At 68.2% G+C, this 24,452-nt stretch carries 14 protein-coding genes and 2 pseudogenes; 5 read left to right on the top strand and 11 right to left on the bottom strand.

All coding sequences use genetic code 11. The annotated features are described in order from the left end of the window. Positions 1–193 precede the first annotated feature (193 nt). From wecB to AQ611_RS20985, 5 genes are all read right to left on the bottom strand, one after another. On the bottom strand, positions 194–1,378 hold the full coding sequence (gene wecB / locus AQ611_RS21005; RefSeq protein ID WP_069235929.1) for a non-hydrolyzing UDP-N-acetylglucosamine 2-epimerase: 1,185 nt from the start codon (positions 1,376–1,378) through the stop codon (positions 194–196). Positions 1,379–2,120: 742 nt separating this feature from the next. Then, positions 2,121–2,597 (bottom strand): poly-beta-1,6-N-acetyl-D-glucosamine biosynthesis protein PgaD, encoded by a 477-nt coding sequence (gene pgaD, locus AQ611_RS21000; protein WP_069235928.1) that lies wholly within the window; start codon positions 2,595–2,597, stop codon positions 2,121–2,123. Next, positions 2,594–3,841, bottom strand: a complete 1,248-nt coding sequence (gene pgaC / locus AQ611_RS20995; RefSeq protein WP_059516361.1) for a poly-beta-1,6-N-acetyl-D-glucosamine synthase — start codon at positions 3,839–3,841, stop codon at positions 2,594–2,596. Before pgaC ends, pgaD begins: the two co-directional genes overlap by 4 nt. A 9-nt stretch (positions 3,842–3,850) precedes the next feature. Further along, positions 3,851–5,755 carry a poly-beta-1,6-N-acetyl-D-glucosamine N-deacetylase PgaB gene (gene pgaB / locus AQ611_RS20990; RefSeq protein ID WP_069235927.1) on the bottom strand — a complete coding sequence of 635 codons (1,905 nt, stop codon included), beginning with the start codon at positions 5,753–5,755 and terminating at the stop codon, positions 3,851–3,853. 3 nt (positions 5,756–5,758) lie between these two features. After that, entirely contained in the window at positions 5,759–7,141 is a 1,383-nt protein-coding gene (locus tag AQ611_RS20985; RefSeq protein ID WP_069235926.1) for a PgaA family protein, read from the bottom strand. Positions 7,142–7,151: 10 nt separating this feature from the next. On the opposite strand from AQ611_RS20985, the gene AQ611_RS20980 reads away from it, so the two are divergent. Beyond that, positions 7,152–7,577, top strand: a complete 426-nt coding sequence (locus AQ611_RS20980; RefSeq protein ID WP_069235925.1) for a hypothetical protein — start codon at positions 7,152–7,154, stop codon at positions 7,575–7,577. Positions 7,578–8,018: 441 nt separating this feature from the next. Here the strand turns inward: AQ611_RS20980 and AQ611_RS25835 are convergent, their stop codons facing one another. The 4 genes and pseudogenes from AQ611_RS25835 to cobA form a co-directional block, all read right to left on the bottom strand. Continuing rightward, entirely contained in the window at positions 8,019–8,354 is a 336-nt protein-coding gene (locus AQ611_RS25835) for a hypothetical protein (protein ID WP_146011764.1), read from the bottom strand. A 309-nt stretch (positions 8,355–8,663) separates the two neighbouring features. Next, positions 8,664–9,743 carry a CmpA/NrtA family ABC transporter substrate-binding protein gene (locus AQ611_RS20970; RefSeq protein ID WP_069235923.1) on the bottom strand — a complete coding sequence of 360 codons (1,080 nt, stop codon included), beginning with the start codon at positions 9,741–9,743 and terminating at the stop codon, positions 8,664–8,666. Positions 9,744–9,756: 13 nt separating this feature from the next. Continuing rightward, positions 9,757–10,362, bottom strand: a complete 606-nt coding sequence (locus tag AQ611_RS20965; protein WP_059516382.1) for an ANTAR domain-containing response regulator — start codon at positions 10,360–10,362, stop codon at positions 9,757–9,759. Positions 10,363–10,792: 430 nt separating this feature from the next. Then, positions 10,793–11,590: pseudogene (gene cobA, locus AQ611_RS20960) on the bottom strand (uroporphyrinogen-III C-methyltransferase); the annotation flags it as partial. Between the two features lie 808 nt (positions 11,591–12,398). On the opposite strand from cobA, the gene AQ611_RS20955 reads away from it, so the two are divergent. The 4 genes from AQ611_RS20955 (at position 12,399) to AQ611_RS20940 (ending at position 21,131) form a co-directional block, all read left to right on the top strand. Then, positions 12,399–13,721 carry an MFS transporter gene (locus AQ611_RS20955; protein ID WP_059516368.1) on the top strand — a complete coding sequence of 441 codons (1,323 nt, stop codon included), beginning with the start codon at positions 12,399–12,401 and terminating at the stop codon, positions 13,719–13,721. Positions 13,722–13,735: 14 nt separating this feature from the next. Continuing rightward, positions 13,736–16,312, top strand: a complete 2,577-nt coding sequence (gene nirB / locus AQ611_RS20950) for a nitrite reductase large subunit NirB (protein WP_069235922.1) — start codon at positions 13,736–13,738, stop codon at positions 16,310–16,312. A 70-nt stretch (positions 16,313–16,382) separates the two neighbouring features. After that, positions 16,383–16,739: a nitrite reductase small subunit NirD gene (gene nirD / locus AQ611_RS20945; protein ID WP_059516371.1), complete on the top strand. Its 357-nt coding sequence runs from the start codon at positions 16,383–16,385 to the stop codon at positions 16,737–16,739. 54 nt (positions 16,740–16,793) lie between these two features. After that, positions 16,794–21,131: a bifunctional nitrate reductase/sulfite reductase flavoprotein subunit alpha gene (locus AQ611_RS20940; protein WP_069235921.1), complete on the top strand. Its 4,338-nt coding sequence runs from the start codon at positions 16,794–16,796 to the stop codon at positions 21,129–21,131. Between the two features lie 365 nt (positions 21,132–21,496). On the opposite strand, the gene xylB is transcribed toward AQ611_RS20940, so the two are convergent. Next, positions 21,497–22,957: a xylulokinase gene (gene xylB, locus AQ611_RS20930; RefSeq protein WP_069236440.1), complete on the bottom strand. Its 1,461-nt coding sequence runs from the start codon at positions 22,955–22,957 to the stop codon at positions 21,497–21,499. A gap of 342 nt (positions 22,958–23,299) precedes the next feature. Then, positions 23,300–24,160, bottom strand: a pseudogene (locus AQ611_RS20925) (AraC family transcriptional regulator); the annotation flags it as partial. Between the last annotated feature and the right edge of the window lie 292 nt (positions 24,161–24,452).

Below are 24,452 nucleotides of genomic sequence, written 5' to 3'. Positions count from 1 at the left end.
CAACGGATGAATCGGGATACCGGACGGCAAGCAACGCGATGGACGGCCACGTGCGACGCGACGCGCCACGCGAATCGGCGGCGCGCATCGCCCAATCTCTGCCGCGCGGGCAGACGGGCGGCGTATGCCGCGGCGGGTTCGCGCGTGGCCGGACGACGCGGCCACGCGCGGTTGCGCGGCCGTTGCGGCGCGCCTAAGCGGGCTGCGGGCTCGCGTGCGCGTGGCTGTGCCGCGGCGCGGCGTGCGCGAACTCGGTGAACGGCCGCCCGGCGATCGCGGCGGCGATCCGCTGCGCCGCGTGCCCATCCCCGTAAGGGCTGATCGGCGCACGCGGCGCACCGCCCGCGCGCAGCGCCGCGAGCCGCTCGCGCACGGCGTCGACGATCGTTTGATGCTGCGTGCCGACCAGTTCGACCGCGCCGGCCGCGACCGCCTCCGGCCGTTCGGTGACGTCGCGCATCACGAGCACCGGCTTGCCGAGCGCGGGCGCTTCTTCCTGCACGCCGCCCGAATCGGTCAGCACGATCGACGCGCGCTGCATCAGCCGCACGAAGCGCAGATAGTCGAGCGGCTCGATCAGATGCACGTTCGGCGTCGCGCCGACCAGCGCATGCACCGGGCCGCGCACATTCGGATTCAGATGCACCGGATAGACGATCTGCACGGCCTGGCTGCGCGCGAGCGTGTCGAGCGCGCGGCAGATCGACGCGAAGCCCGCGCCGAAGCTCTCGCGGCGGTGGCCGGTCACGAGCAGGATCGGCTGCGTGTCGTCGAGCAGCGGCAGGCTGGCGTCGAGTTCGGCGCGCAGCGCCGCGTCCGCGTCGAGGCGGGCAGTCGTTTGGTGGAGCGCGTCGATCACCGTGTTGCCGGTGACGATCACGCGGCCGCGCAGCGCTTCGGCCTGCAGGTTCATTTTCGAGCGCTGCGTCGGCGCGAACATCAGATCGCTGACGACGTCGACGACGCGCCGGTTCATCTCCTCGGGCCACGGCCGCGCAAGATCGCCGGTGCGCAGCCCGGCCTCGACGTGGCCGACCGGAATGCGGCGATGAAACGCGGCGAGCGCGGCCGCGCAGGCGGTGGTCGTGTCGCCGTGCACGAGCACGTGGTCGGGCTGCTCGCGGGCGAGCACGTCGTCGAACGCGGCGATGAGCCGCGCGGCGAGGCCGTTGAGCGTCTGATTGTCGGTCATCAGAGCGAGATCGTGCCGTGGCGCGATGTCGAACAGATCGAGCACTTGCGACAACATCGAACGATGCTGGCCGCTCACGCAAACGACAGATTCGAGTTCCGGCATGGCTGCGATTGCGTTGACGACCGGCGCCATTTTGATGGCCTCTGGCCGAGTGCCGAAGACGGATAAGATTTTCCGCGACATTCTCGATATTTCCCCGTAACGAATTGGTCTGTGTTTTCACCTGCGCGGCCTGCGTGGCCGCGCGCTTGCGTGAACACTGCGCTTGACTGACGTTGCACCGTTTTATTGATGGACCGATTCGAGCCGATGTCGTATCGGCCGAGCGTCCGGCCGTTCCAAGCGGCTTTTGCGGCGTCGTCGTGCTGTTTTTATGCGGGTGCAACTATGCCGAAAAAATGTAAAGGCGAATTTTAAAAACTGTCAAACGAGTGACGGGAAAATCCGGTTAAACGTTTGCGGTAAAAGTTTTATTTTGATAGGTAAAACGTTTGATATTGGAAATGATTGCGAGAGATAACTGTCTCGCGCAATAAGAAATGATTATCTGGAAGCAGGATGTTTAAAAGAACGCATTTGAAGTTCGGCTGTCCGCGCGTTGGCAAATTTCGACGCCGCGCGGCCGCGGGCGCGCGGCTCCGGCGGGTGGGCGCGGGCCGCCGGCGCTCGCGCTGTCACCAGCATGGCGATCGTGTCGGTCAGTTTGCGAGGCTGGCGTGAGGTGGGGCGTGACGGGGAGTGAGGCAGCCGGGGGGGCGGCGGCCCCATCGGCGGGTATGAACGGGAAGGCGAGGCATCCGGCGCAACGCGGCCGGGCCTGTCGATCATTGCGCTATGCATTTCGGCGGCGGGCGCCGCGCGCATCCGATGCGTGCGGATGCATCGGATGCGCGCGGCATTGTTCCGGCGCATTGTCCCGCCGCGTCTACCGCGCGGACTGCGCGAGCGCGGCGCTCGGTAGACGTTCCCGCCGATGCGACACACTGCCGTCGTGCCGGAACTCCAGCACGATCCTTTGCGAGCGGTGCATTTCGATGGCGGTCGGCGGCGGCACGTTCAACGCGCCGGCCATCGCGAGCCGATCAGCGACGGGCCGGTTGCGGCGCCGATCGAGCTTGCCGTAACGCAACAGGTTGTAGCCGGACCAGGCGAGCGACAGCATCGCGCATGCGAGGCCGATCGCCACGACGATCAGCAGATCGCGCGCGCCCATGCCGTGCTTGAGCACCACGAGCTGCACGTAGCCGTTGCGCAGGCCGACGCCCCACGCAACCAGCGTGACGAGCGGCAGCCACAGCCAGCTCCACGCGATCCACGCGAACGCCGTGGCGAACGCGAACAGATAGCGCTGGGCTTTCGGTTGCCGCTCCGGCCGCTGGATCACGATGACATCGGCTTTCATCGCACCCCCCGGTCCGGGCTGACCCATATCGCGCGCGTGCCTTTGCGCTTCATCAGCGCCTTTGGCAGCGCGACCACGGTGGTCAGCGTATTGAGCAGCCAGTACGCGAGCGGATACCAGATCATCCAGTAGTAGTTGCGGCCCATGCGCGTTTCGTAGCGCCGGTCGATCAGCGCGCTGACGCCGAACTGGAGCAGGCACACGAGCCCCAGCACGACGCCATGCCATTGCGGCAGCAGCGTGCGCACGTACAGCGCGTCGGGCACGGGCAGCACGAGGCCGAGCAGCCACAGCACGATGATGCCGAACATCACGTAGGCCCAGATCAAGCTGAGCATGTATTCGATCGCGACTGGCCACTTGCGGCGCGCGCGCCAGCGGCAGAGGCCCGCCGTGTAGCGCAGGATCACCTCGACGCCGCCTTGCGCCCAGCGCAGCCGCTGCCGCCACAGGCCGCGCAGCGTTTCCGGCATCAGGATCCAGCACAGCGCGTTCGGCTCGTAACGGATGTCCCAATGGCGCATTTGCAGACGCCAGCTGATGTCGATGTCCTCGGTGACCATGTCGGTGCTCCAGTAGCCCACGTCGTGCAGCGCGCTCTTGCGAAAGCACGCGATCACGCCGGAGACGGTAAAGAGGCGTCCGTAGACGCGCTGCGCGCGCTTGATGAGACCGATGATCGACGAGAATTCGCCGACCTGCAGCTTGCCGAGCAGCGTCGAGCGGTTGCGGATGCGCGGATTGCCGGTGACCGCGCCCACCCGCGGCCCGCTCGTCATGTGGCGCATCAGCCAGTGCGTCGCGTATTCGTCGAGCAGCGCGTCGCCGTCGACGCAGACCAGATACTCGCCGCGCGCGGCCATCGCGGCCATGCGCAAGCCCATCGCCTTGCCCTGGTTGGCGGCGAAGTGGATCACGCGCAGGCGCGGGTAGGCGGCGAGCAGCGCGTCGAGCTGCGTGCCGGTGTCGTCGGTGGAGCCGTCGTTGACGGCGACGATTTCGAAATCCGGATAGCGCTGCGCGTCGAGATACGCGATGGTTTCGCGCACCTGCTCGCCTTCGTTGTGGCAAGGCACCACGAGCGTCACGAACGGATAGTCGTCGAGCGGCGGCGGCTTGATGCGCGGCGGTTCGTTGCGCTCCCAGCGGAAGTAGTAGATGAGGCTGCCGCTCAGCCAGACGAGCGACATCACGAGCGGATAGTAAAACGCATACCCGAGCATCAACGGGATCAGTTCGTCCATGGAGTCTCCTCAGCGTTCCGGATACGGGTGCTCGGCGCTCGAGACGAACGGCCGGATCGCCTCCAGCGGCGGCTGGTTTCGAATGAAATCGTCGGGGTAGTAGCCGACGTGCCGCGCGCCTTGCTCCTGCAGCACGCGCATGCGTGCGCCGAGCGCCGCGGCCGGCACCGGCTGGTGGCCGTGGCGCCAGTCAACCGCGGCCAGCTCGAACAGTGTGCGCTCGAGGCCGCCGGGATGCGCGGCCACCGCGTCGACGAGGCGGCGCAGCCAGCTGTCGGCCGTCGGCTCGCCGTCGAGTTGCGGCATCGCCATCAGCGCGGTGTAGTCGTAGGCGGCGTTGAATGCCGGCAGGCTCTGCGCGAACCACGCCTCGGCGCGCGGCTCGAGTACCGGCCGCGCGTAGAGATTGCGCGCGGTCTTCAGCGGCGAGCGCCAGCGCGACGCGCGCGCGGTCAACTCCTTCGTGAAGTCGATCAGATATTGCGTGCGCTGCGCGGGCGTGCTGCCGGCAAGCGGGCCGAGCGAATCGGTGTCGCGCAGGTACGCATCATCGGAGAACAGCAGGCCGTCGAAAAACGCGTGCATCGCGAGATCCTCGTAGACGTCGCCGATCACGCGGCGCACGTCGGGCGACCACGGCGCGAGCCGGTAGTGATCGCGGTCGTTCGGATCGCCCGGGCGGCCGAGCGTCGGCAGATGTTGCGCGTGCGCCAAGCGCAGCGCGAGCACCGGCATCCACGCATACACCTGCACGTTGCAGCGCGTGCTCAACTGCCATGCGACGCGCGAGAACAGATCGGCGCGCATCGGCAGATGGCGGTTCGGAAAATACAGCGCATCGGCAACGCCGTCGCCGTCCGGATCGGCATAAGCCTGCAGCCACACCTGGCTCGGCTTCATCCGTTTGATGCGCTCGAGCAGCGCCGACAGGTTTTGCTCCTGCTGCGCGGGATCGGGATCGTACACGTAGTCGAGATCCACCTGCACGATGCGTTGCGGCTGCACTTTGCGTTGCTCGTAGATCAGCGTCGCGAGCCCGTCGACGCCCATGTTGCCGGCGATCAGCAGGCGCGGCACGGTGACGCCGGGCTTGAGTTGGGCGCGGGCGTCGTCCAGGCTCAGCGAGACGGTCATGCCGAGCCTGGCCGCCTCTTCTTCGGCGATCTGGTTGTAGTCGCCGTATGGCCAGACGATCGCGCGCGGCCGGCGGCCGGTCTCGCGCGCGATCTCGTCGGCGCTGCGCGCGAGGTCGGCGCGGATGCGCTCGCGGTACGCGCCGGGCGTTTCGTAGCCGCGTGCGGGATCGTAGAGCAGATGCACCGCGGCCGGCAGCAGATTGCGTTGCGGATTGCCGACGATGCCGCGATGCAGATCGTAGGTGTGCGACGCGAATTCGATCAGGCCCGACGCCTGCATCTCGCGCACCTGGCTCCAGGTCACGAAGCATTCGCGGCCGCATGATTTGCCGTTGTAGTCGAAGGTCTTGCCGGGCGGCAGGTCGATCCACGAGCCTTCGAGCGCGAACAGCGCCGGGTAGCGGTATGCGCGCAACAGCGGGTACACGCGGCTGTACGCGCTGGCGAGGCCGTCGTCGAAGGTCAGCAGCACGGCTTTGTCCGGCAGCGGGCGTTCGCCGCGCCCGGCGGCGAGCACGTCGTCGAGGCTGACCATGTGAAAGCCGTTTGCGCGCAGCCATTCGAAGTGGGCGATCAGGTGATCGGTGCTGACCGGGATCTCGTCCTTGCGCGGCGCGTCGCGCACGTCGTCGAGCACGTCGTGATAGGTCAGCACGATGAGCGGCGGGGGCGCGGCGCGTGTGCGCAGCGCGCCGCTCAACGCGTCGAGGCGGTCGGCCGCGCGCGCGGCGCTTGCTGCGAGCCACACCAGCAGAATCAGCGAAAGCAGCCGGCGCATCGCTCATTGCCCCCAGTGCAGAGTGAGATCGAGCATCACGCGCGATTCGCGCTTGCCGTCGTAAGGCTGGCTGGTCCAGCCCACGCCCCAGCCGAAGCTCAGCCCGCCGCGCGGCTGAAAGATCTGCCCGTAGCGCACGCTGGCCGCCCAGCCGGTGCCGTGGCCGCGTTCGTTGTATGGGCCGATGGCGGCATCGAGGCTGTGCCGCCAGTCGCGTTCGTTGCGTTGATAGAGCATATGGTCGATCCGTCCGGTCAGCATGGCCCAGCGCGCTTGCGCGGGGCTGTAATAGGGAACGTCGGTCAGGCGGTTGTGCGACAGGCCAAGCTGCGCGCCGCCGTCCACCGTGAAGTAGCGCGCGGTGTAGAGCCGCTGCGTCAGATCGGCTTGCCAACCGTAGCGGCGGTTGCCGTCGCTGAAGCGGTCATACGATGCGGCGATGCCTGCGCGCGTCAATTCGCTCGCACGCCATTGCGCGCTCGCGTCGTAGCTGTGGGCCGTGATGCCGAACGCGCTTGCGCGCAGCGGCACGTGCGCGTCGCCCTTGGTGCTCCAGTCGACGCCGAAAGTCCAGTGATCGTTCGGCGACCATTTGAAGCCCGATTCGAGCGCGATGCCGCGGGTCTGGCCGATGCCGGGCAGCGCTTGCAGGTAGGCTTCGAAGCCGCGCGCGTAGCCGCGCACGCCCGCGCCGAGCCGGTAGCGCTGGGCGCGGCCGCCTTCGTCGAGCGAGCCGCCGGCGAGCCGCGCGATGCCGGCCACGCGCCAATGGTTGTACAGCAGCGGGCTTTGCAGCACGGCCTCGGTTTCGTTGTCGTAGTCGCCGTAGGTCGATTTGCCGCCCTTGCCGTTGTAGTGATCGATGTCGAACTGCCAGCCGCGCTGCCTATCCCACGCTTGACGCGTGAGTTGCACGCGCTGCTCGCGCGGGATGATCTGCTCCAGATCGCGCAGCGCCGGCTCGACGCGCGCGAAATCGTTGAGTTCGCGCCAGTCGTCGATTGCCTCGAGCCGCGTGCCGGTGTCCTCCGGATCGAGTCCGGCCGCGCCGACGGCGGTTGCCTCGGAGCGGCGCGGCCAGCCGCGCATGCGCTCGACGTATGCGAGGTTGCGCCACAGCGCCACGTTGGCCGGCGCCTCGGCGCGCAGCGCTTGCAGGCGCTCCCAGGCGTCGCGGTGCAGCCAGACGTTGTCGCGCAGCACGGCAGCGGCGATGTCGGCGCCGATCTTGTGCGGGTTCGGGCGCGGTTCGAGGCCGGCCGCCGGCGGCAGCCACGCCGGCGCGTCTGCGGCCGTGCGATCCGCGAGCGCGAGCGCATCGCGCGCGCCACGCTTCGAGGTACGCGTATGCCAGCGAGATGTGCGGATCGCTTTCGTCGTCCGCATACGGGCCAGGGTGGCTCGCGATGCCGGCCTCGTACAGCGGGATCGCCTGTTCCGGCTGCCGCTGCTGCATCAACGCGTCGGCCACGGCGACCTCGGCATAGGGCGGCAACGGCTCGCCGGCCTGTTGCATCGCCCGATAGCCTTCTATGGTCTCGGCGCCGCGTGCCGCTTCGCTCGTCGAAACCAGGCGATCGGCGTCGAGGCGGCGGCGAAGCCCGGCGTAAGTGCGGTAGCGTTCGCGCGCATCGTCGAGCGTGGCGACGGCGCGATCGCTTTGCGCGTAAGGCCGATTCGGATCGGCCGGCATCGTGCGCGCCCAGCGGGTCTGGTGCGCGGCCAGATCGGCGTGCAGCGCGGCCAGCTCCGCGTCCGGCAGCGGCGCACGCAGTTGTTGCGCCCAATACAGCGCTTGCCCGGCAGCGCCCAGTTCGGATAGCGCGCGCACGCGCAGGCGCAGCGCGTCCGGATCATCCGGCCAACGTTGCAGGATGTCTTCGCAAAGCGCGAGCGCTTCGACGCGCCGATGCGCGGCGAGCCGGCTTTGCGCATCGGCGAGTTGTTGCGCGCGCGTGCCGGCATCGGCGGATGCGCTCGCGTGCGCACTTGGCATCGCGCACGCGAGCGCCAACCCGATGAGCGATGCAAGACGCCGCCGCGCGGCGCCGGCGCGGCAGGGCAAAGTGAATGTCGACATAACAGGCTTCCAGCCCGGCATGCGCGCGCACGGTTGCGCCGTCATCGGACGAACCGGATGCGCCCGTCATGGGCGAGCTTTTGGATTTTCGCGAGAAAGGAATTCGCAATTCGACGCCGCGCCGGACGAGCAAGCCCGGTGAATCCGGCGTCGATACGATTTAGCGAAAACGATGAAGCGGCGTCATCGCCGACGGTGGCGGACGAAATCGGTGACGTGCCGGTGCGGCGTGCCCGGTTCGGTCAATCCGGCGGCCGAATGCGAACCGGGATAATCGGATTCGACAGACAACGCGACAGTCAATGGGCGAGCGGCCGATGCTAAACCGGCATTTTTATTTCCGATGCGAAGCGCGAGCAAGCTATTTGCAAACATCCCCGAAATTCCTCGTCGATCAATCTTGATTTTTTTGGCGTGTGGTCGATACCAGGCCGGCACGTGTATTGCCGCATTGCGTCGGTCCGGCACGAGTACCGATTTATTTTTGACGGCGCACTCGGATAGCGATATCCCGAGCACCCGGTGATTCTGCGTGGCTTCGAGCCGAAACCACGCTGCGCTGCGTTTATGCGGGTGAAACTATGCCGAAATATCTCGTCATTTAACTTCAAAGACCGTTAAACGTTCAACGGTGAATCGACGTAAAACGTTTGCCCGGATCGAGTCCGTTTTTCATGTCAAACGTTTTACGTCATGGTTGATTGTGCTTAATTAAGCGCGGGCGCAATTAAAAATCGAAATAAGCAGCGCGGTATTGTGGAATAGCGGAATTTGAGTATCGCTTCGAATGGCTGCTGGACGATTTCGATCGACGGCGCGGCAGTGGTGTCATGAGGGCGGCGTCGCGCGCCACGCGGTGGCGGCTTCGTCGTACAGCGCGGTGTGCGCGACGCCCGCCGCGATGGCCGCGTCGTCGGCCGGCCCGTCCAGCATCCGCCAGCGCCGGTATTGCGACAGAAACCACAGCCCGTCGCTCGCGAGCGGCCGGTTCACCGTGCCGTGACCGTGAAAGCGGATCGGCGCGGGCGGTTGCGCGAACGGCCCTGGGCCGTAATCGCCGAGCAGCCGCGGCGCGATTTGCGCAACCGGCACGCCGATCGCGTCCGGCGCGGCGAGCCATTCGGCCGCAAGCGCGCGATGACCGGGCTCGTCGAGCCATGCGCATGCGTCGAGCAGCGCGCGCACGAGCGCGCGCGCCGTGTTCGGATACAGCGATGCGAACTCGCGCCGGCACGCGAGCGCCTTTTCCGGGTGATCGAGCCAGACCTCGCTGGTCGCCGCGACGGTGCGGCCCACGCCGCATGCGTCGGCAACCGCGTTCCACGGCTCGCCGACGCACAGCCCGTCCAGCTCGCCGGACGCGAGCGCATCGACCATCTCCGGCGGCGGAATCACGATGCTGCGGATATCGCGCATCGGATCGACGCCGCGCGCCGCGAGCCAGTGATACAGCCACATCGCATGCGTGCCGGTTGGAAAGGTTTGCGCGAACACGGGCTTGCGCCCGAGCGTGGCGAGCGCGGCGCGCAGCTTGTCCGGCTGATGCGGCCCAGGGCCGGGCGCGACGTGCTGCGACTGATACGCGTCGGCCAGCCGGTTCGAGAACGTGATTGCCTGGCCGTTGCGGTTGAGCACCATCAGCACCGCCATGTCGGCGCGCGGCCCGCCGATGCCGAGCTGCACGCCGTATACGAGGCCGTATAGCGTGTGCGCGGCGTCGAGTTCTCCGGATAGCAGCTTGTCGCGGATGCTCGCCCACGAAGGCTGCCGGCACAGCTCCAGCGTGATGCCGTAGCGCTCGCCGAGCGCCAGATGCCGCGCGGCGACAAGCGGCGCCGCGTCGCAGAGCGCGACGAAACCGATGCGCAGATGGCGTCGCTCCGGGGCATCGAAATGGCGGGTATTCATGCGGGTCACACCTTCAAGAGGGCGGGTGGTCGGCAAGCAGCAGGCGCGCCGCGTCGACGATCCGGATGCCTTGGTTCATCGCGCTGCGCCGAAGCGTCGCGTAAGCTTGCTGCTCGGACAGCCGGCGGTGCTCCATCAGCATGCGCTTGGCGCGGTCGATGAGCTTGCGATCGGCAAGCTCGCGTTCGACCTCCGTGAGCCGCTGGCGCAAGCGCGCGTCATGCGAGAAGCGCGCGAGCGCGACTTCGAGAATCGGCGCGAGCCGCTCGGCCGACAAGCCTTCGACCAGATACGCGCTGACTCCCGCGCCGACCGCCGCGCGGATCAGTTGCTGGTCGGCGTCGTGGCTGAACATCAGCACGGGCCGCGGCGCGGTGGCGTTCATGACCGCGAGCTGCTCCAGCGTGTCGCGCGACGGCGATTCGGTATCGATGATCACGACGTCCGGGCGTTCCTTTTCGATGGCGGCGGGCAGCCGCGCGGGCGTGGCGACTTCGTCGAGCATCTCGTAGCCGATGCGCGCGAGCGCGTCGCGCAGCTCACCGAGCGGCTTGTCGGTGTCGGTGACGAGCAGCACGCGCAACCGGGCGCCGTGGTCGGTCGAATCGGTCAATTCCATCGGGCAGGCGCAAGAGACGGGCGCGGCGTCGCGGCGCGCGCGCATCGAAGAACGGCCGGCGCGCGGGCCGCCGTGGCGTGCGCAAACACGGGCGAGCCGGTGCCGGCAATGGGGGCCATGCGCTGCGCCGGGCGGATCATGCCGCGGCCGGGACCGGCGCGCGCGCGGACTCGGGGTCACGCACGGGCAGGCGGGCGGGCGTGCCGGAGGACGCGCGTCCGGCGGCCTCGCCGTGCGGGCCCGCTTCGCAGGCCGGAGCGGGGAACGCTTCGTCGCGTGTTTTACCGGACGCTTTATCGGCTGCTTCGTCGAGCGCTCCACCGACCGCTTTACTGACTGCCTCGTCGAGCGCTGCGCTGACCGCTTTGTTGGCTGCTTCGTCGAGCATTCCGCTGACCGCTTTGTTGGCTGCTTCGTCGAGCATTCCGCTGACCGCTTTATTGGCTGCTTCGTCGAGCGCTCTACCGATTGCTTTACCGGCTGCTTCATCGAGCACTCCACCGACCGCTTCATCCACCGCGTCACCGATCGCACGCCCGACGAGGATCACCGCCGGGCTGCCCAGCCCGGTTTCGGCCGCGGCGGCGGCCAGTCGGCCGAGCGTGCCGGTCCAGCGCCGCTCGGCCGGTGTGCCCGCCCATTGGACGATCGCGGCCGGCATCGACGCGTCGAGCGCCGCGAGCAAGCCCGCCGCGACTGTATCGAGGCGGCTCATGCCCATGTAGATCACGAGCGTCGTGCCGGCCGCGGCGAGCGAGCGCCAATCGGGTTCGCCGTGATCCTGCTTGTGCGCGGTGACGAACGTGACGCCCTGGCAATGCTCGCGGTGCGTGAGCGACACTTGCAGGCTCGCGGCGGCGGCAAAGCCCGCCGAGATGCCGTTGACGATGTCGACCGGCACTCCGGCCGCGCGCAGCGCGGCAAGCTCCTCGCCTGCGCGGCCGAACAGCAGCGCGTCGCCGCCCTTTACGCGCACCACGCGCTCGCCGCGCAGCGCATAGCGGCACATCAGCCGCTCGATGAATGCCTGCGGGGTTGAGCGGCAGCCGCCGCGCTTGCCGACGCGAATGACGCGCGCGCGCGGCGCGAGCACCGCGATTTCCGGCGCGACGAGATCGTCGAGCAGCAGCACGTCGGCCGCCGCCAGCGCTTTCGCGGCGCGGATCGTCAGCAGGTCGAGCGCGCCCGGGCCGGCGCCCAGCAGCGTCACGTTGCCAATCTTCTTCATCATCCGTTTCCTGTCGTTTCCTGCTTGGCTCCTGTGCGGCCGCGCCCGGCGGCGCGGCGCATTGCTCACACATGCTGCTGCGCTGCTGTCTGACCACTGTCTGGCCGAAACGAAAACGGCGTCCCGCGCACCTGGCCGGGCTGGCCGGGCGGATGCGCGGGACGCCGTTGTCCCATCCCGAGCGCAGCGCGCGACGAATACGCGCAACCTGCTCGCGCTTCAGTTGGCCGCTGCTCGCAGGCCACGGACTTGACGCGTGGCCGCACGGCGGATGCCGCTGCCGCGCCGCGAATTTGCCGCTGCCGCAGGCGCGTGTGCCGCTGCCGCACGCCGCCGTTGATTCCAGCGAGCGTCCGATATGCCGCTGGCGTCGTTGCCGGCGGTGTTCCTCAATCGAACGATCAGCGAACAATCAGCATGCAATAAGCGCGGAGCAATAACCGGGCCAATGGCGATCGCCGCGCAAGCTCCCCATGCCCCGGCGCGTCAGCGCACGATTTGCGCGCCCATTCGCCGCACGCCGACAGTGCTGCATTGCACTACAACTGTGCCTGCTGCCTCACGGCGTATCGTCGGCGCGGCGACGCCGCACTCGTCTTTTATCGCGCGATGCACGGCCCATCTCGTTTCCGCACGCTTGGCATGGCGCTTGCGTAACGTTCGGCGGGCGGATCAACGGCGATCCGCTTCGCGGCACCGACTATCGATTCGCCCGGCAACGGGCGCGTTTTGGGCAACGGCGTCCTACGCATCCGGTCATCCGACGGGATTCGCAGGGCGCCGTTTTCGTTTGGTGAGACAACACGCAATGTCCGACAAGGCTACCCGCATCGATTTGCTGAACTGGCGCACTGCGCCGATGCGCGCTTTCCACCTGACGTGGATGGCGTTCTTCATTTGCTTTTTCGCATGGTTCGCGTGCGCGCCGCTGATGCCCGTCATCGCGCACGAATTCAAGCTGAGCGCCGCGCAGGTCGCGGACATCAACATCGCGGCCGTCGCGGCGACGATCGCCGTGCGGCTCGTGGTCGGCCCGCTGTGCGACCGCTACGGCCCGCGGCGCGTTTATGCGGCGTTGCTGTCGCTCGGCGCGATTCCGGTGTTCGCCGCGTCGTTCAGCCATGACTACACCACGTTCCTGCTGTGCCGCCTTGGCATCGGGGCGGTGGGCGCGAGCTTCGTGATCACCCAGTACCACACGTCGATGATGTTCGCGCCGAACGTGGTCGGCACCGCGAATGCGGCCGCGGCGGGCTGGGGCAACGCCGGCGCGGGCGCCGCGCAGGCGCTGATGCCGCTGTTGCTGGCCGCCGCGCTGCTCGGCTTGAGCGACGCGTCCGCATGGCGCGCCGCGCTCGCCGTGCCGGGCGTCGCGATGCTGGCGATGGCGTGCGTCTACTGGCGTGCGACGCAGGATTGCCCGCAAGGCGATTTCGCCGACTTGCGCGCGCGCGGCGTCACCGTCGGCAGCGGCAAGAAAGGCGGCTTCGCGAGCTTCGCAGCCGCATGCGCGAACTACCGCGTATGGATGCTGTTCGTCACCTACGGCGCGTGCTTCGGCGTCGAAGTATTCATGCACAACGTCGCTGCGCTGTACTACGTCGATCGTTTTCATTTGTCGCTGAAGGATGCGGGGCTGGCCGCGGGCGTCTTCGGGCTGCTCGCGTTGTTCGCGCGCGGCCTCGGCGGCTGGCTGTCGGATCGCGTGGCCGCGCGGCGCGGGCTCGACGCGCGCGCGACGCTGCTGTTCGCGCTGATCGTCGGCGAGGGCGTGGGGCTGCTTGCCTTCGCGCAGGCGGGCAGCGTCGCACCGGCCGTCGTCGCGATGGTCGCGTTCGGCCTGTTCACGCACATGGCATGCGGCGCGACCTACGCGCTCGTGCCGTTCGTCGATCGCCGCGCGCTGGGCGGCGTGGCGGGCATCGTCGGCGCGGGCGGCAATGTCGGCGCGGTCGCGGCCGGATATCTGATGAAGGGCGTCGGCGCGATCCAGCCGACGCTGATGCTGCTCGGCGCGGCGGTTACCGGCGCGGCGTTTTGCGCGCTCGCCGTGCGCTTCAGCGCCGAGCACAAGGCAAGCGAAGCGGCGCTGCGCGCGCAGGCGCTCACCATCAACGGCGTTTCGAATTGACAGGGAGCCTCACCATGAAAATCGTCGTCATCGGTCACGGAATGGTCGGCCATAAGCTGCTCGAATGCATCGTGGCGGGCATGGGCCCGGATGAGGCGCGCCACGCGCCGCAGATCGACGTGATCTGCGAAGAGCCGCGCCCCGCTTACGATCGCGTCCACCTGTCGGCGTTCTTCTCCGGCCGCTCGGCCGACGATCTGTCGCTCGTCGAACCAGGCTTTTTCGAGCGCCATCCGAACATCCGGCTGTGGTTGAACACGAAGGCGAGCGCGGTCGACCGCGGCGCGCATACCGTCACGCTGTCCAGCGGCGACACGCTCGGCTACGACAAGCTCGTGCTCGCGACCGGTTCGACGCCGTTCGTGCCGCCGGTGCCGGGGCGCGAGCGCGCCGGCTGCTTCGTCTACCGGACGATCGAGGATCTGGAGGCGATGCAGGCGTGTGGCGCGCGCGCGAACAGCGGCGTGGTGGTCGGCGGCGGGCTGCTCGGCCTCGAATGCGCGAAGGCGCTGCTCGACATGGGGCTCGACACGCACGTCGTCGAATTCGCTCCGCGGCTGATGGCGGTGCAGGTCGACGAAGGCGGCGGCCGGATGCTGCGCGGGCGCATCGAGGCGCTCGGCGTGCGCGTGCATACGGACAAGAACACGCTCGCGATCACCGACGGCGGCACGGCCGCGCACCGGATGCAATTCGCCGACGGCACGCATCTGGACGCCGACATGATCGTGTTCTCCGCTGGCATCCGGCCGCGCGACGAGATCGCGCGGCAATGCGGGCTCGAGATCGGGCCGCGCGGCGGCGTGGCGATCGACGAGCACTGCATGACGAGCGACGCCGATATCTACGCCATCGGCGAATGCGCGGCGTGGCGCGGCCAGACGTTCGGCCTGGTCGCGCCGGGCTACGAGATGGCGCGCGTCGTCGCGCGGCGGCTCACGGGCGTCGATGCGGCGTTCGCCGGCGCCGATCTGAGCACCAAACTCAAGCTGATGGGCGTCGATGTCGCGAGCATCGGCGATGCGCATGGCAAGACGCCCGGCAGCCGCGTCTACCAGTTCGCGGACGAGCGCAAGCAGATCTACAAGAAGCTCGTCGTATCGGAATGCGGCACGCATCTGCTCGGCGCGGTGATGGTGGGCGACGCGGCCGAGTACGGCACGCTGTTGCAGATGATGCTGAACCGGATCGCGTTGCCGGACGCGCCCGAATTCCTGATCCTGCCGCAGCCGGACGGCGGCGCGAAGCCGGCGCTCGGCGTCGACGCGCTGCCCGACGCCGCGCCGATCTGCTCGTGCAACAACGTGACCAAGGGGCAGCTTTGCGATGCGCTCGCCGGCGGCGCGACCAGCATCGGCGCGCTGAAGAGCTGCACCGGCGCGGGCACCTCGTGCGGCGGCTGCGTGCCGCTCGTCACGCAGATCATGAAAGCCGAGATGAAGCGGCAGGGGCTCGCGGTGAACAACCATCTGTGCGAGCACTTCCCGTATTCGCGGCAGGAGCTTTTTCATCTGGTGCGCGTCGGCCGGATCGAAACGTTCGGCGAGCTGCTCAAGCGGCACGGGCGCGGGCTCGGCTGCGACATTTGCAAGCCGGTCGCCGCGAGCATTCTCGCGTCGTGCTGGAACGAATTCGTGCTGAAGCACGAGCACGCGGGCTTGCAGGATTCGAACGACTACTTCCTCGCGAACATCCAGCGCGACGGCACGTATTCGGTCGTGCCGCGGATGCCGGGCGGCGAGGTCACGCCGCAAGGGCTGATCGCGGTCGGCCAGATCGCGCAGAAGTACGGGCTCTATACGAAGATCACGGGCGGCCAGCGCGTCGATCTGTTCGGCGCGCGCGTCGAGCAACTGCCGCTGATCTGGGAGGAACTGATCGCAGCCGGCTTCGAATCCGGGCATGCGTACGGCAAGGCGCTGCGCACCGTGAAATCGTGCGTCGGCTCGACGTGGTGCCGCTACGGCGTCGGCGATTCGGTCGGCCTCGCGATCGCGCTCGAGAACCGCTACAAGGGGCTGCGCGCGCCGCACAAGCTGAAGTTCGGCGTGTCCGGCTGCACCCGCGAATGCGCGGAGGCGCAAGGCAAGGACATTGGCGTGATCGCCACCGAGAAGGGCTGGAACCTGTACGTGTGCGGCAATGGCGGAATGAAGCCGCGCCATGCGGAGCTGCTCGCCGCCGATCTCGATCGCCACGCGCTCGTGCGCTACATCGACCGCTTCCTGATGTTCTACATCCGCACCGCCGACCGGTTGCAGCGCACCAGCGTCTGGCGCGACAGCCTCGAAGGCGGGCTCGATTATCTGATCGACGTCGTGGTGCACGACAAGCTGGGGATTGCCGCCGAGCTGGAGGCCGACATGCAGCGCATCGTCGATACCTACGAATGCGAATGGAAGAAGGCCGTCGACGATCCGGCCACGCGCCGGCGCTTCCGCCATTTCGTCAACAGCGACGCGCCCGATTCGACGATCGCGTTCGTGAAGGAGCGCGGCCAGATCCGGCCCGCGATGCCCGGCGAGCGCGATGCGCTCGCGCCGGATGCGCGGCCCGCGTTCGAAACCGAAGCGCAAACCGAAACGGCGTGAGCTTCGTTGAAGCCTTTTTGAACGAAGCCCGCTGAAGACCTTTGAAGCCTTTGTCTGCCAGGAGATCGACATGAACCGCCATCAAACCGCTTCCGGCTGGACCCGCATTTGCGCGCTCGACGACATCGTGCCGAACACCGGCATCTGCGCGCTCGTCAACGGCGAGCAGATCGCCGTGTTCCATATCGATGCCGCCGACGCCGCCCGCGCGCAGGTATTCGCGATCGACAACATCGATCCGCATTCGCGCGCCGCAGTGCTCTCGCGAGGGCTGATCGGCAGCATCGGCGAGCGGATCGTCGTGGCGTCGCCGTTGTACAAGCAGCACTTCGACCTGCGCACCGGCGAATGTCTCGAAGCGCCGGACAAATCGGTGGCCGCGTATGCGTCGCGCGTCGAGGACGGCGACGTCTGGGTGGCCGCGTGATGCGCGCGCGTGCGCGCGCACGGCGCGCCGCGTGACCGAACGAACCCGAGGCGAATGATGATGGCGAGCGTGAAGAGCGTGTGTCCGTATTGCGGCGTCGGCTGCGGGATGGTGCTGCATGTGGAGGACGGCGAGGTGGTCAAAGTGTCCGGCGACGCCGAGCACCCGAGCAATTACGGCCGTTTGTGCACGAAGGGCTCGTCCGCGCACGTCGCGTTGCGCAACGCCGGCCGTCTCGAACATGCGTTCGTGCGCGACACGCGCGATCACGATCCGGCGCCGGTGCCGATGTCCGACGCGATTGCCGAGACCGCGCGCCGGCTGCGCGCGGTGCTCGACGCGCATGGCCCCGACGCGATCGCGTTCTACGTGTCGGGCCAGCTTTCGCTCGAAGCGCAGTATCTCGTCAACAAGCTGGCGAAGGGCTATGTCCGCACGCCGCACGTCGAGTCGAACTCGCGGCTGTGCATGGCGAGCGCGGGCAGCGGCTACAAGCTGTCGCTCGGCGCGGATGGGCCGCCCGGTTCGTATCAGGATTTCGATCGCGCGGATCTGTTCTTCGTGATCGGCTCGAACATGGCCGACTGCCATCCGATTCTGTTCCTGCGGATGATGGACCGCGTGAAGGCGGGCGCGAAGCTGATCGTCGTCGATCCGCGCCGCACCGCGACTGCCGACAAGGCCGGGCTGTTCCTGCAGATCCGGCCGGGCACCGATCTCGCGCTGCTCAACGGGTTGCTCCATCTGCTGCACGAAAACGGCCAGACCGATGCGGATTTCATCGCCGCGCACACCGAAGGCTGGGACGCGATGCCGGCGTTTCTTGCCGACTACACGCCCGCGCGCGTGGCCGAGCTTACCGGGCTGGCCGAGGCCGACATCCGGCTCGCCGCGCAGTGGATTGGCGAGGCGGGCGAATGGACGAGCTGCTGGACGATGGGCCTCAACCAGAGCACGCACGGCACTGCGAACACGAACGCAATCTGCAATCTGCATCTCGCGACGGGCAAGATCTGCCGGCCCGGCAGCGGCCCGTTTTCGTTGACCGGCCAGCCCAACGCCATGGGCGGGCGCGAGATGGGCTACATGGGGCCGGGGCTGCCGGGCCAGCGCAGCGCGCTCGACGGCGACGAGCGCCGCTTCGTCGAGACCGTGTGGAACCTGCCCGCCGGCACGCTCAGGCAGGACGCGGGCGGCGGCACGGTCGAGCTGTTCCGCAAGATGGCCGCGGGCGATATTAAGGCGTGCTGGATCATTTGCACGAATCCGGCCGCGACGGTCGCGAACCGCAGCAGCGTGATCGCGGCGTTGAAGGCAGCCGAGCTGGTGATCGTGCAGGACGCGTTTCTCGATACTGAAACCAACCGCTATGCGGACATCCTGCTGCCGGGCGCGCTTTGGGCGGAGGCCGAAGGCGTGATGATCAACTCCGAGCGCAATCTGACGCTGATGCAGCAGGCCGTCGAGCCGCCCGGCGACGCGCTGCCCGACTGGCGGATCATCGCGCAGGTTGCCGCCGCGATGGGCTTTGGCGACGCATTCGATTATCGTTCGGCTGCCGAAATATTCGACGAGATCACGCGCTTCGCGAATCCGAGAACGGGCTACGATCTGCGCGGCGCAAGCCACGCGGCGCTGCGCGCGGCGCCGATTCAATGGCCGTGCCCGCCCGGCGACGGCGAAAGCCGCCATCCGATCCGCTATCTGACGGGCGGCGCGGCCCAGGGAACCGGCGAGGGCGCTGCCGCGCCGCAGCGGCCCGTGTTTCCGACACCCTCCGGCCGCGCGCGCTTCTTCGCGCGGCCGCACGTCGCGCCGGCCGACGCGCCGACGCGCGAGTTCCCGATCGTGCTGAACACCGGCCGGCTGCAGCATCAGTGGCATACGATGACGAAGACGGGCAAGGTCGCGATGCTGAACAAGCTCAATCCGCGCCCGTTCGTCGAGATTCATCCGGACGACGCGGCGACGCTCGCGATCGGCGCGAACGACAGCGTCGAGATCCGCTCGCCGCGCGGCCGCGCGGTCCTGCCAGCCGTCGTGACGAAGCGCGTGCGCCCGGGCGCGTGCTTTGCGCCGATTCACTGGAACGACGTGTACGGCGACGAGCTGTGCGTGAATGCGGTGACGAGCGACGCGGTCGATCCGGTGTCGTTACAGCCCGAACTTAAATTCTGCGCGGTGTCGCTCGCGCGCGTCGACGTAGCCAGCGGCGCGCGCGCCGACGCCGACGGCGACACGGCTGCCGCCGCCCAGCCGCATTGCGCCGCCGCCGTCGCCGCTGAAGCTGCCGCAGCCGCAGCCGCGATGCCCGGCGACGCGCGCGCGGCGTCGGCCGGCACGGCATCCGGCAGCGCGCGCACCACGCCGTCCGGCTGCGCATCCGTTGCCGCCTTCGAGGAATCGAACATGGCCGATATCGACACTTTCGCCGATTTGCTCGGCATCCCCGCCCAGGCGGGCGCGCGACGGCTCACCGACGCCGAGCGCGTCTACGTCGAGGGCTTCATCGGCGGCTTGCGCGCGGCCGCCGCGCAGGCGCGGCTCGCGGGCGTGCCGGTCATGCCCGACGGCGCGCCGCTTGCGGCCGACACCCGGCTATGGCTCGACGGCCTGCTCGCCGGGCTGTTCAGCCGCGCGCCCGGCCCCGGCGGCGGACCGGAAGAGCACGCGCGTTTGCCGGCCGGCGCCGCGCTGGCAACGGCCGCGGCCGGCGCGCCGGCCCGTGTTGCGCAGGTGGCGAATGCGGCGAACGGCGTGCGGATTCTGCGCACGCGGCCGAAGGTCACGCTGCTGTGGGCGTCGCAGACGGGCAATGTCGAATCGCTGACCGAGCGCTACGCGACCCAGTTGATGGACTCCGGTTTCGAGATCCGCGTGACCTGCATGGCCGACTATCCGGTCGACGCGCTGCCGAAGGCGCAATACGTGCTGTTGATGACGAGCACGTTCGGCGATGGCGACGCGCCCGATAACGGCCAGGATTTCTGGGCCGCGCTGAGCGCGAACGACGCGCCTCGCATCGACGGCGTGCGCTATGCGGTGCTCGCGTTCGGCGATCGCAACTACGATCAGTTTTGCGGCCACGGCCGCCGGCTCGACGAGCGGCTGGCCGCGCTCGGCGCGGCGCGCGTGATCGAGCGCGTCGATTGCGATGCCGAATACCAGCCGGGTGCCGATGCCTGGCTCGAGCGCGTGATCGCGCGGATCAAGGAGGACGATGCCGCGCTGCACGCGGTGCCCGCCGACGGCATGATCGCGGCCGGCGCGGTGCCGACGAAAGCGCGCCCGGCCGCGTCGCGGCTGATCGCGAACCGCCGGCTCAACCGGGCGGGCGCGGCCAAGGACACGCGTTACGTGTCGCTGTCGACGGACGGCACGGCGCTCGAATACGAAACGGGCGATGCGCTCGGCGTGTGGCCGACCAACTGCCCGGCGCTCGTCGACGAGTTGCTGACGCTCGCGCACGTCGAGCCGGACGCGCCGGTGACGGTCGCGGGGCTGGGCGAGCTGCGCGCGGCGGACGCGCTTGCCAGGCACTTCGACATCACGCGCACGCATCCGGACACGCTCGCGTTCATCGCGGCGCGCAGCCCGGCGGGCGATGCGCTGAAAAGCCTGCTGCGCGACGATCGCCGTGCCGATCTCAAGCACTGGCTATGGGGGCAGCAACTTGCCGACGTGCTGCACGAGTTTCCCGTCGAGCTATCGGCGGCCGAGCTGATCGGCATGCTCAAGCGGCTGCAGCCCCGGCTGTATTCGATCGCGTCTGCGCCGAGCGCTCACCGTGGCGAGATCCACCTGACCGTGTCGGCGGTTCGCTACAACAACGGGCGGCGGCAGCGCAAGGGCGTCGCGTCGACGTTCCTCGCGGATCGCGCGGCCGATGCGAACGTGCCGGTGTTCGTGCAAAAGTCCGCGCACTTCCGGCCGCCCGCGAGCGGCGACGTGCCGATCGTGATGGTCGGGCCCGGCACCGGCGTCGCGCCGTTTCGCGGCTTCCTGCACGAGCGGCGCGCGCGCGGCGCGACAGGGCGCAACTGGCTGTTTTTCGGCGAGCGGCACGCGGACACGGATTTCTACTACAGCGACGAACTCACGCAGATGCGCGACGACGGTTTTTTGACGCGGCTCGATCTCGCGTTCTCGCGCGACCAGGCGCAGAAGATCTACGTGCAGGACCGGATGATCGAGCACGGCAAGCAGCTATGGGCGTGGCTGGACGAGGGCGCGCATTTCTACGTGTGCGGCGACGCCGCGCGGATGGCGAAGGACGTCGACGCGGCGTTGCGCACGGTGGTCGCCCGGCATGGAGGAATGACCGACGAACGCGCGGCGGAGTACGTCGCGCGGCTCGCGAAGGACAAGCGGTATGCGCGCGACGTGTATTGACGGAATCGACGCGGGGGTGGGAATGCCGGGAACGCGGCGCTGCTCCGGGGCGGGTGGCGGCGTCGCGCGTCGCAAGCGCGAACGGTAGAAGGTGCGGCGGGTGCGGCCGCGTTTGCGTTGCAGGGCGGTGCTGTGTCGCGCGACGCTTCGTCGAGCCGGACGAGCTTCGCCGTATGGCGCGGTGCTTCGCCGTGCGGTGCCGCGTCGCGCAATGCGTCACGCGGCCGGTGGCGTCCGATCTGGCCCGCGCTCGAGGCGGCTCTTGCGAACGCGTGGATTTCCGCGTGCCGGCGGCAACGAGTCAATCCGGCGGCCCGCCCCGAGTGAACCGAACGAAATGCGCCGAGCGTCCGCTCGTCACGCCGCTACGCCGCGAATTCGTCCTTCAACGCGCGATACAGCCGACGATACCGCGCGAGGCGTCCAGCCAGCAGCGCCGAGCGGGCGGGATCGGGCGCGATCGTCTCGATGATCGCGGGCGTCACGCAGACCTCGTCGATCGTGTCCTGCGTCGCCGCCAACCGGGCGAGCCGCGCCGCACCGAGCGCCGCGCCGAGCGCGCCGCCCTCGTGCCGGTGCATCGCTATTCCCGTCGCGTCCGCGCAAAGCCGGGCCCACAGCGCGCTTTTCGAGCCGCCGCCGATGAACGACGCCGCGTCGAGCGTCGTGCCGGCTTCGCGCAGCGCCGCGTAGCCGTCGGCCATCGCGAACGCGACGCCTTCCATCACCGCATACGCCAGATCGCCCGCGCGGTGTTCGCTCGCGACGCCGAAAAACACGCCGCGTGCGTTCGCATCGTTGTGCGGCGTGCGCTCGCCGCTCAGGTACGGCAGAAAGAGCGGCGCGCGCGCCGCGTCGGCTTGCTCGGCAAGCGCGGGCAGCGCGTCGATCGCGATGCCGGTCGTCTTGGCGAACCAGTCGAGGCTCGCCGCCGCCGACAGAATCACGCTCATCTGATGCCAGCGCGCCGGCAGGCAATGACAGAACGCATGTACGCCGGCATCGGGATTCGGCGCAAAGCGGTTGTTGCCGGCGAACAGCACGCCGGAGGTGCCAAGCGACAGGAAACCGCTGCCCGCGTTCGCGATGCCCATGCCGATCGCGCTGGCCGCGTTGTCGCCAGCGCCGCCCGCGATCGTCACCGGGCCGGCGATACCCCAGTCGCGCCGCAACGTATCGCGCAACGCCGCCGCCGCCGCGTTGCCTTCGACGAGGCGCGGCATCTGCTCGCGCGACAGCTCGGTTGCGGCGAGCATCCGCTCGGACCAGTCGCGCCGGCCGACGTCCACCCACAGTGTGCCGGACGCATCCGATAAATCCGACACGAATTCGCCCGACAGCCGCCATGCGACGTAATCCTTCGGCAGCAACACCTTGGCGGTGGCGCGAAATACCGCCGGTTCGTATTTGGCGAGCCACAGCAGCTTCGGCGCGGTGAAGCCCGGCATGGCCATGTTGCCGGTGATCGCGCGCGATTCGGGCACGAGCGCCTCGAGTTCGACGCATTCGGCGGCCGCGCGCGTGTCGTTCCACAGAATCGCGGGGCGCAGCACCTGGCCCGCGCGGTCGAGCAGCGTCGCGCCGTGCATCTGGCCGGACAGGCCGATGCCGCGCAACGCGGCGAAGCCGCGCGCATGCGCGGCGCGCACGGCGGCGATCGCGTCGAGCGTGGCGTGCCACCACGCTTGAGGACTTTGTTCGGACCAGTGCGGATGCGGGCGCTCGACCGATAGCGGCGCGCTGCCGGTTGCGAGCGGCGTGGAGTCGGCGTCGGTGAGAATCGCCTTGACTTCGGATGTGCCGAGATCGATGCCGAGAAAAGTCACGGGTGGAGGCTCCGGTTCGGTTGGCGCGCCGCGCGCGGGGCTGCCCGCGACGGCGGCTCGGTGGGGGCGGGCGGCCGCGTTGCGCGGGCTCGAATCGCTCGAATCGCTCGAATCGCTCGAATCGCTCGAATCGCTCGAATCGCTCGAATCGCTCGAATCGCTCGAATCGCTCGAATCGCTCGAATCGCTCGAATCGCTCGAATCGCTCGAATCGCTCGAATCGCTCGAATCGCTCGAATCGCTCGAATCGCTCGAATCGCTCGAATCGCTCGAATCGCTCGAATCGCTCGAATCGCTCGAATCGCTCGAATCGCTCGAATCGCCGGACAGCCGCTCGCGCCGTTCGTTCAATTGATACAGCGCGCGGAATCGCGACGGCGGCATGCCTTTTGTCGCGAGGAATTGCCGGTTGAAATTCGACAGATTGTTGAAGCCGACCCGATAGCAGATATCGGTCACGCTAAGCGCCGAGCCCATCAGCAGTTCACAGGCTTGATCGATGCGCAGCCGGTTCAGATACTGGACGAACGTCGTGCCGGTATGGCGGCGGAAAAAACGCGTGAACGTGCTGACGCTCATGCCGGCGAACGCGGCGACGTCGGTTTCTGCCAGCGTGCCCGACAAGTTCTGCCGCAGATAGGCGAGCACCTGATTGATCGTCGAAGACATGTAGTGCTGCGCGTCGATCCGGTAGCGCGGGCCGGCGAGCAGCCGGCGCTCGTCGCATGACGACAGCCGGCCGAACAGCGCCATCAGGATCTCGACGCGCCGGCAGCCGCGCGCGCTCGACAGCTCGGCCATCAGCGGCGCGAGCGCGAGGCCGAGCGTATCGGGAAACTGGATGCCGCGCGAAGCGGCGTCGATCAGATCGAGCACCGGCTGCAACTCGGCGAACGCGGCGACCATCTTCTCGGCCGCCGCACGCGAGAATTGCAACACGGCGTCGCGCGACTGCACGCGCTCGCCGGGGCCAAGCTCGCTGATCCAGTTGTGCGGCAGATTCGGCCCCGTGATGACCAGATTGCCGGGCGCGAAATCGCCGATATGATCGCCGACGAAAAACTTGCCGCGCGAGGCCTGAATCAAATGGATTTCGTACTCCGGATGAAAATGCCATTTCGCGACCGGGTGCGGATAGTCGTGGGTCCACGCGCGAAACGATTCGTCGTGACGAGTGGGGACGATCTCAAGATCAGGGTTCATGTCTCGCTTTGCGAAAGCCGCTGCGCGGCATTTTGTTTTTTAGCGTGAGGCATGCGCACGCCGCGCTCGTCGAATCCCAACGTTATCACGGCGTCCGGCGATGTGCCGAACTGTAGTGACGTGAAGCGGCAACACGCTACGTCAAAAGTGGTACATCGTTGATACTTTTTGCTCGTCCCAAATATTGATATTGATTGGCGTGCGCAATTTTTGCCGTGTCGCAGCAGCGGGATGGCAGAATTTTCCACGTGCGACGTTTGCCGAGCCGGGAATTTCGTCTGACTTTTCGTGC

It is taken from the genome of Burkholderia singularis (assembly GCF_001718875.1).
GTDB lineage: Bacteria > Pseudomonadota > Gammaproteobacteria > Burkholderiales > Burkholderiaceae > Burkholderia > Burkholderia singularis.
The sequence above is the reverse complement of the archived record's forward strand: the minus strand, read 5'-3'. Positions and strand labels throughout refer to the sequence as shown.

What these genes read in the sequence shown, in the direction of transcription:
- pgaB (WP_069235927.1), bottom strand. Translation starts at nt 5,755, where the DNA reads ATGCGCCGGCTGCTTTCGCTGATTCTGCTGGTGTGGCTCGCAGCAAGC.
- nirD (WP_059516371.1), top strand. Translation starts at nt 16,383, where the DNA reads ATGAACCGCCATCAAACCGCTTCCGGCTGGACCCGCATTTGCGCGCTC.
- wecB (WP_069235929.1), bottom strand. Translation starts at nt 1,378, where the DNA reads ATGTCGCGGAAAATCTTATCCGTCTTCGGCACTCGGCCAGAGGCCATC.
- AQ611_RS20965 (WP_059516382.1), bottom strand. Translation starts at nt 10,362, where the DNA reads ATGGAATTGACCGATTCGACCGACCACGGCGCCCGGTTGCGCGTGCTG.
- AQ611_RS20985 (WP_069235926.1), bottom strand. Translation starts at nt 7,141, where the DNA reads ATGCGGACGACGAAAGCGATCCGCACATCTCGCTGGCATACGCGTACC.
- AQ611_RS20970 (WP_069235923.1), bottom strand. Translation starts at nt 9,743, where the DNA reads ATGAATACCCGCCATTTCGATGCCCCGGAGCGACGCCATCTGCGCATC.
- AQ611_RS20955 (WP_059516368.1), top strand. Translation starts at nt 12,399, where the DNA reads ATGTCCGACAAGGCTACCCGCATCGATTTGCTGAACTGGCGCACTGCG.
- pgaD (WP_069235928.1), bottom strand. Translation starts at nt 2,597, where the DNA reads ATGAAAGCCGATGTCATCGTGATCCAGCGGCCGGAGCGGCAACCGAAA.
- pgaC (WP_059516361.1), bottom strand. Translation starts at nt 3,841, where the DNA reads ATGGACGAACTGATCCCGTTGATGCTCGGGTATGCGTTTTACTATCCG.
- nirB (WP_069235922.1), top strand. Translation starts at nt 13,736, where the DNA reads ATGAAAATCGTCGTCATCGGTCACGGAATGGTCGGCCATAAGCTGCTC.
- AQ611_RS20940 (WP_069235921.1), top strand. Translation starts at nt 16,794, where the DNA reads ATGATGATGGCGAGCGTGAAGAGCGTGTGTCCGTATTGCGGCGTCGGC.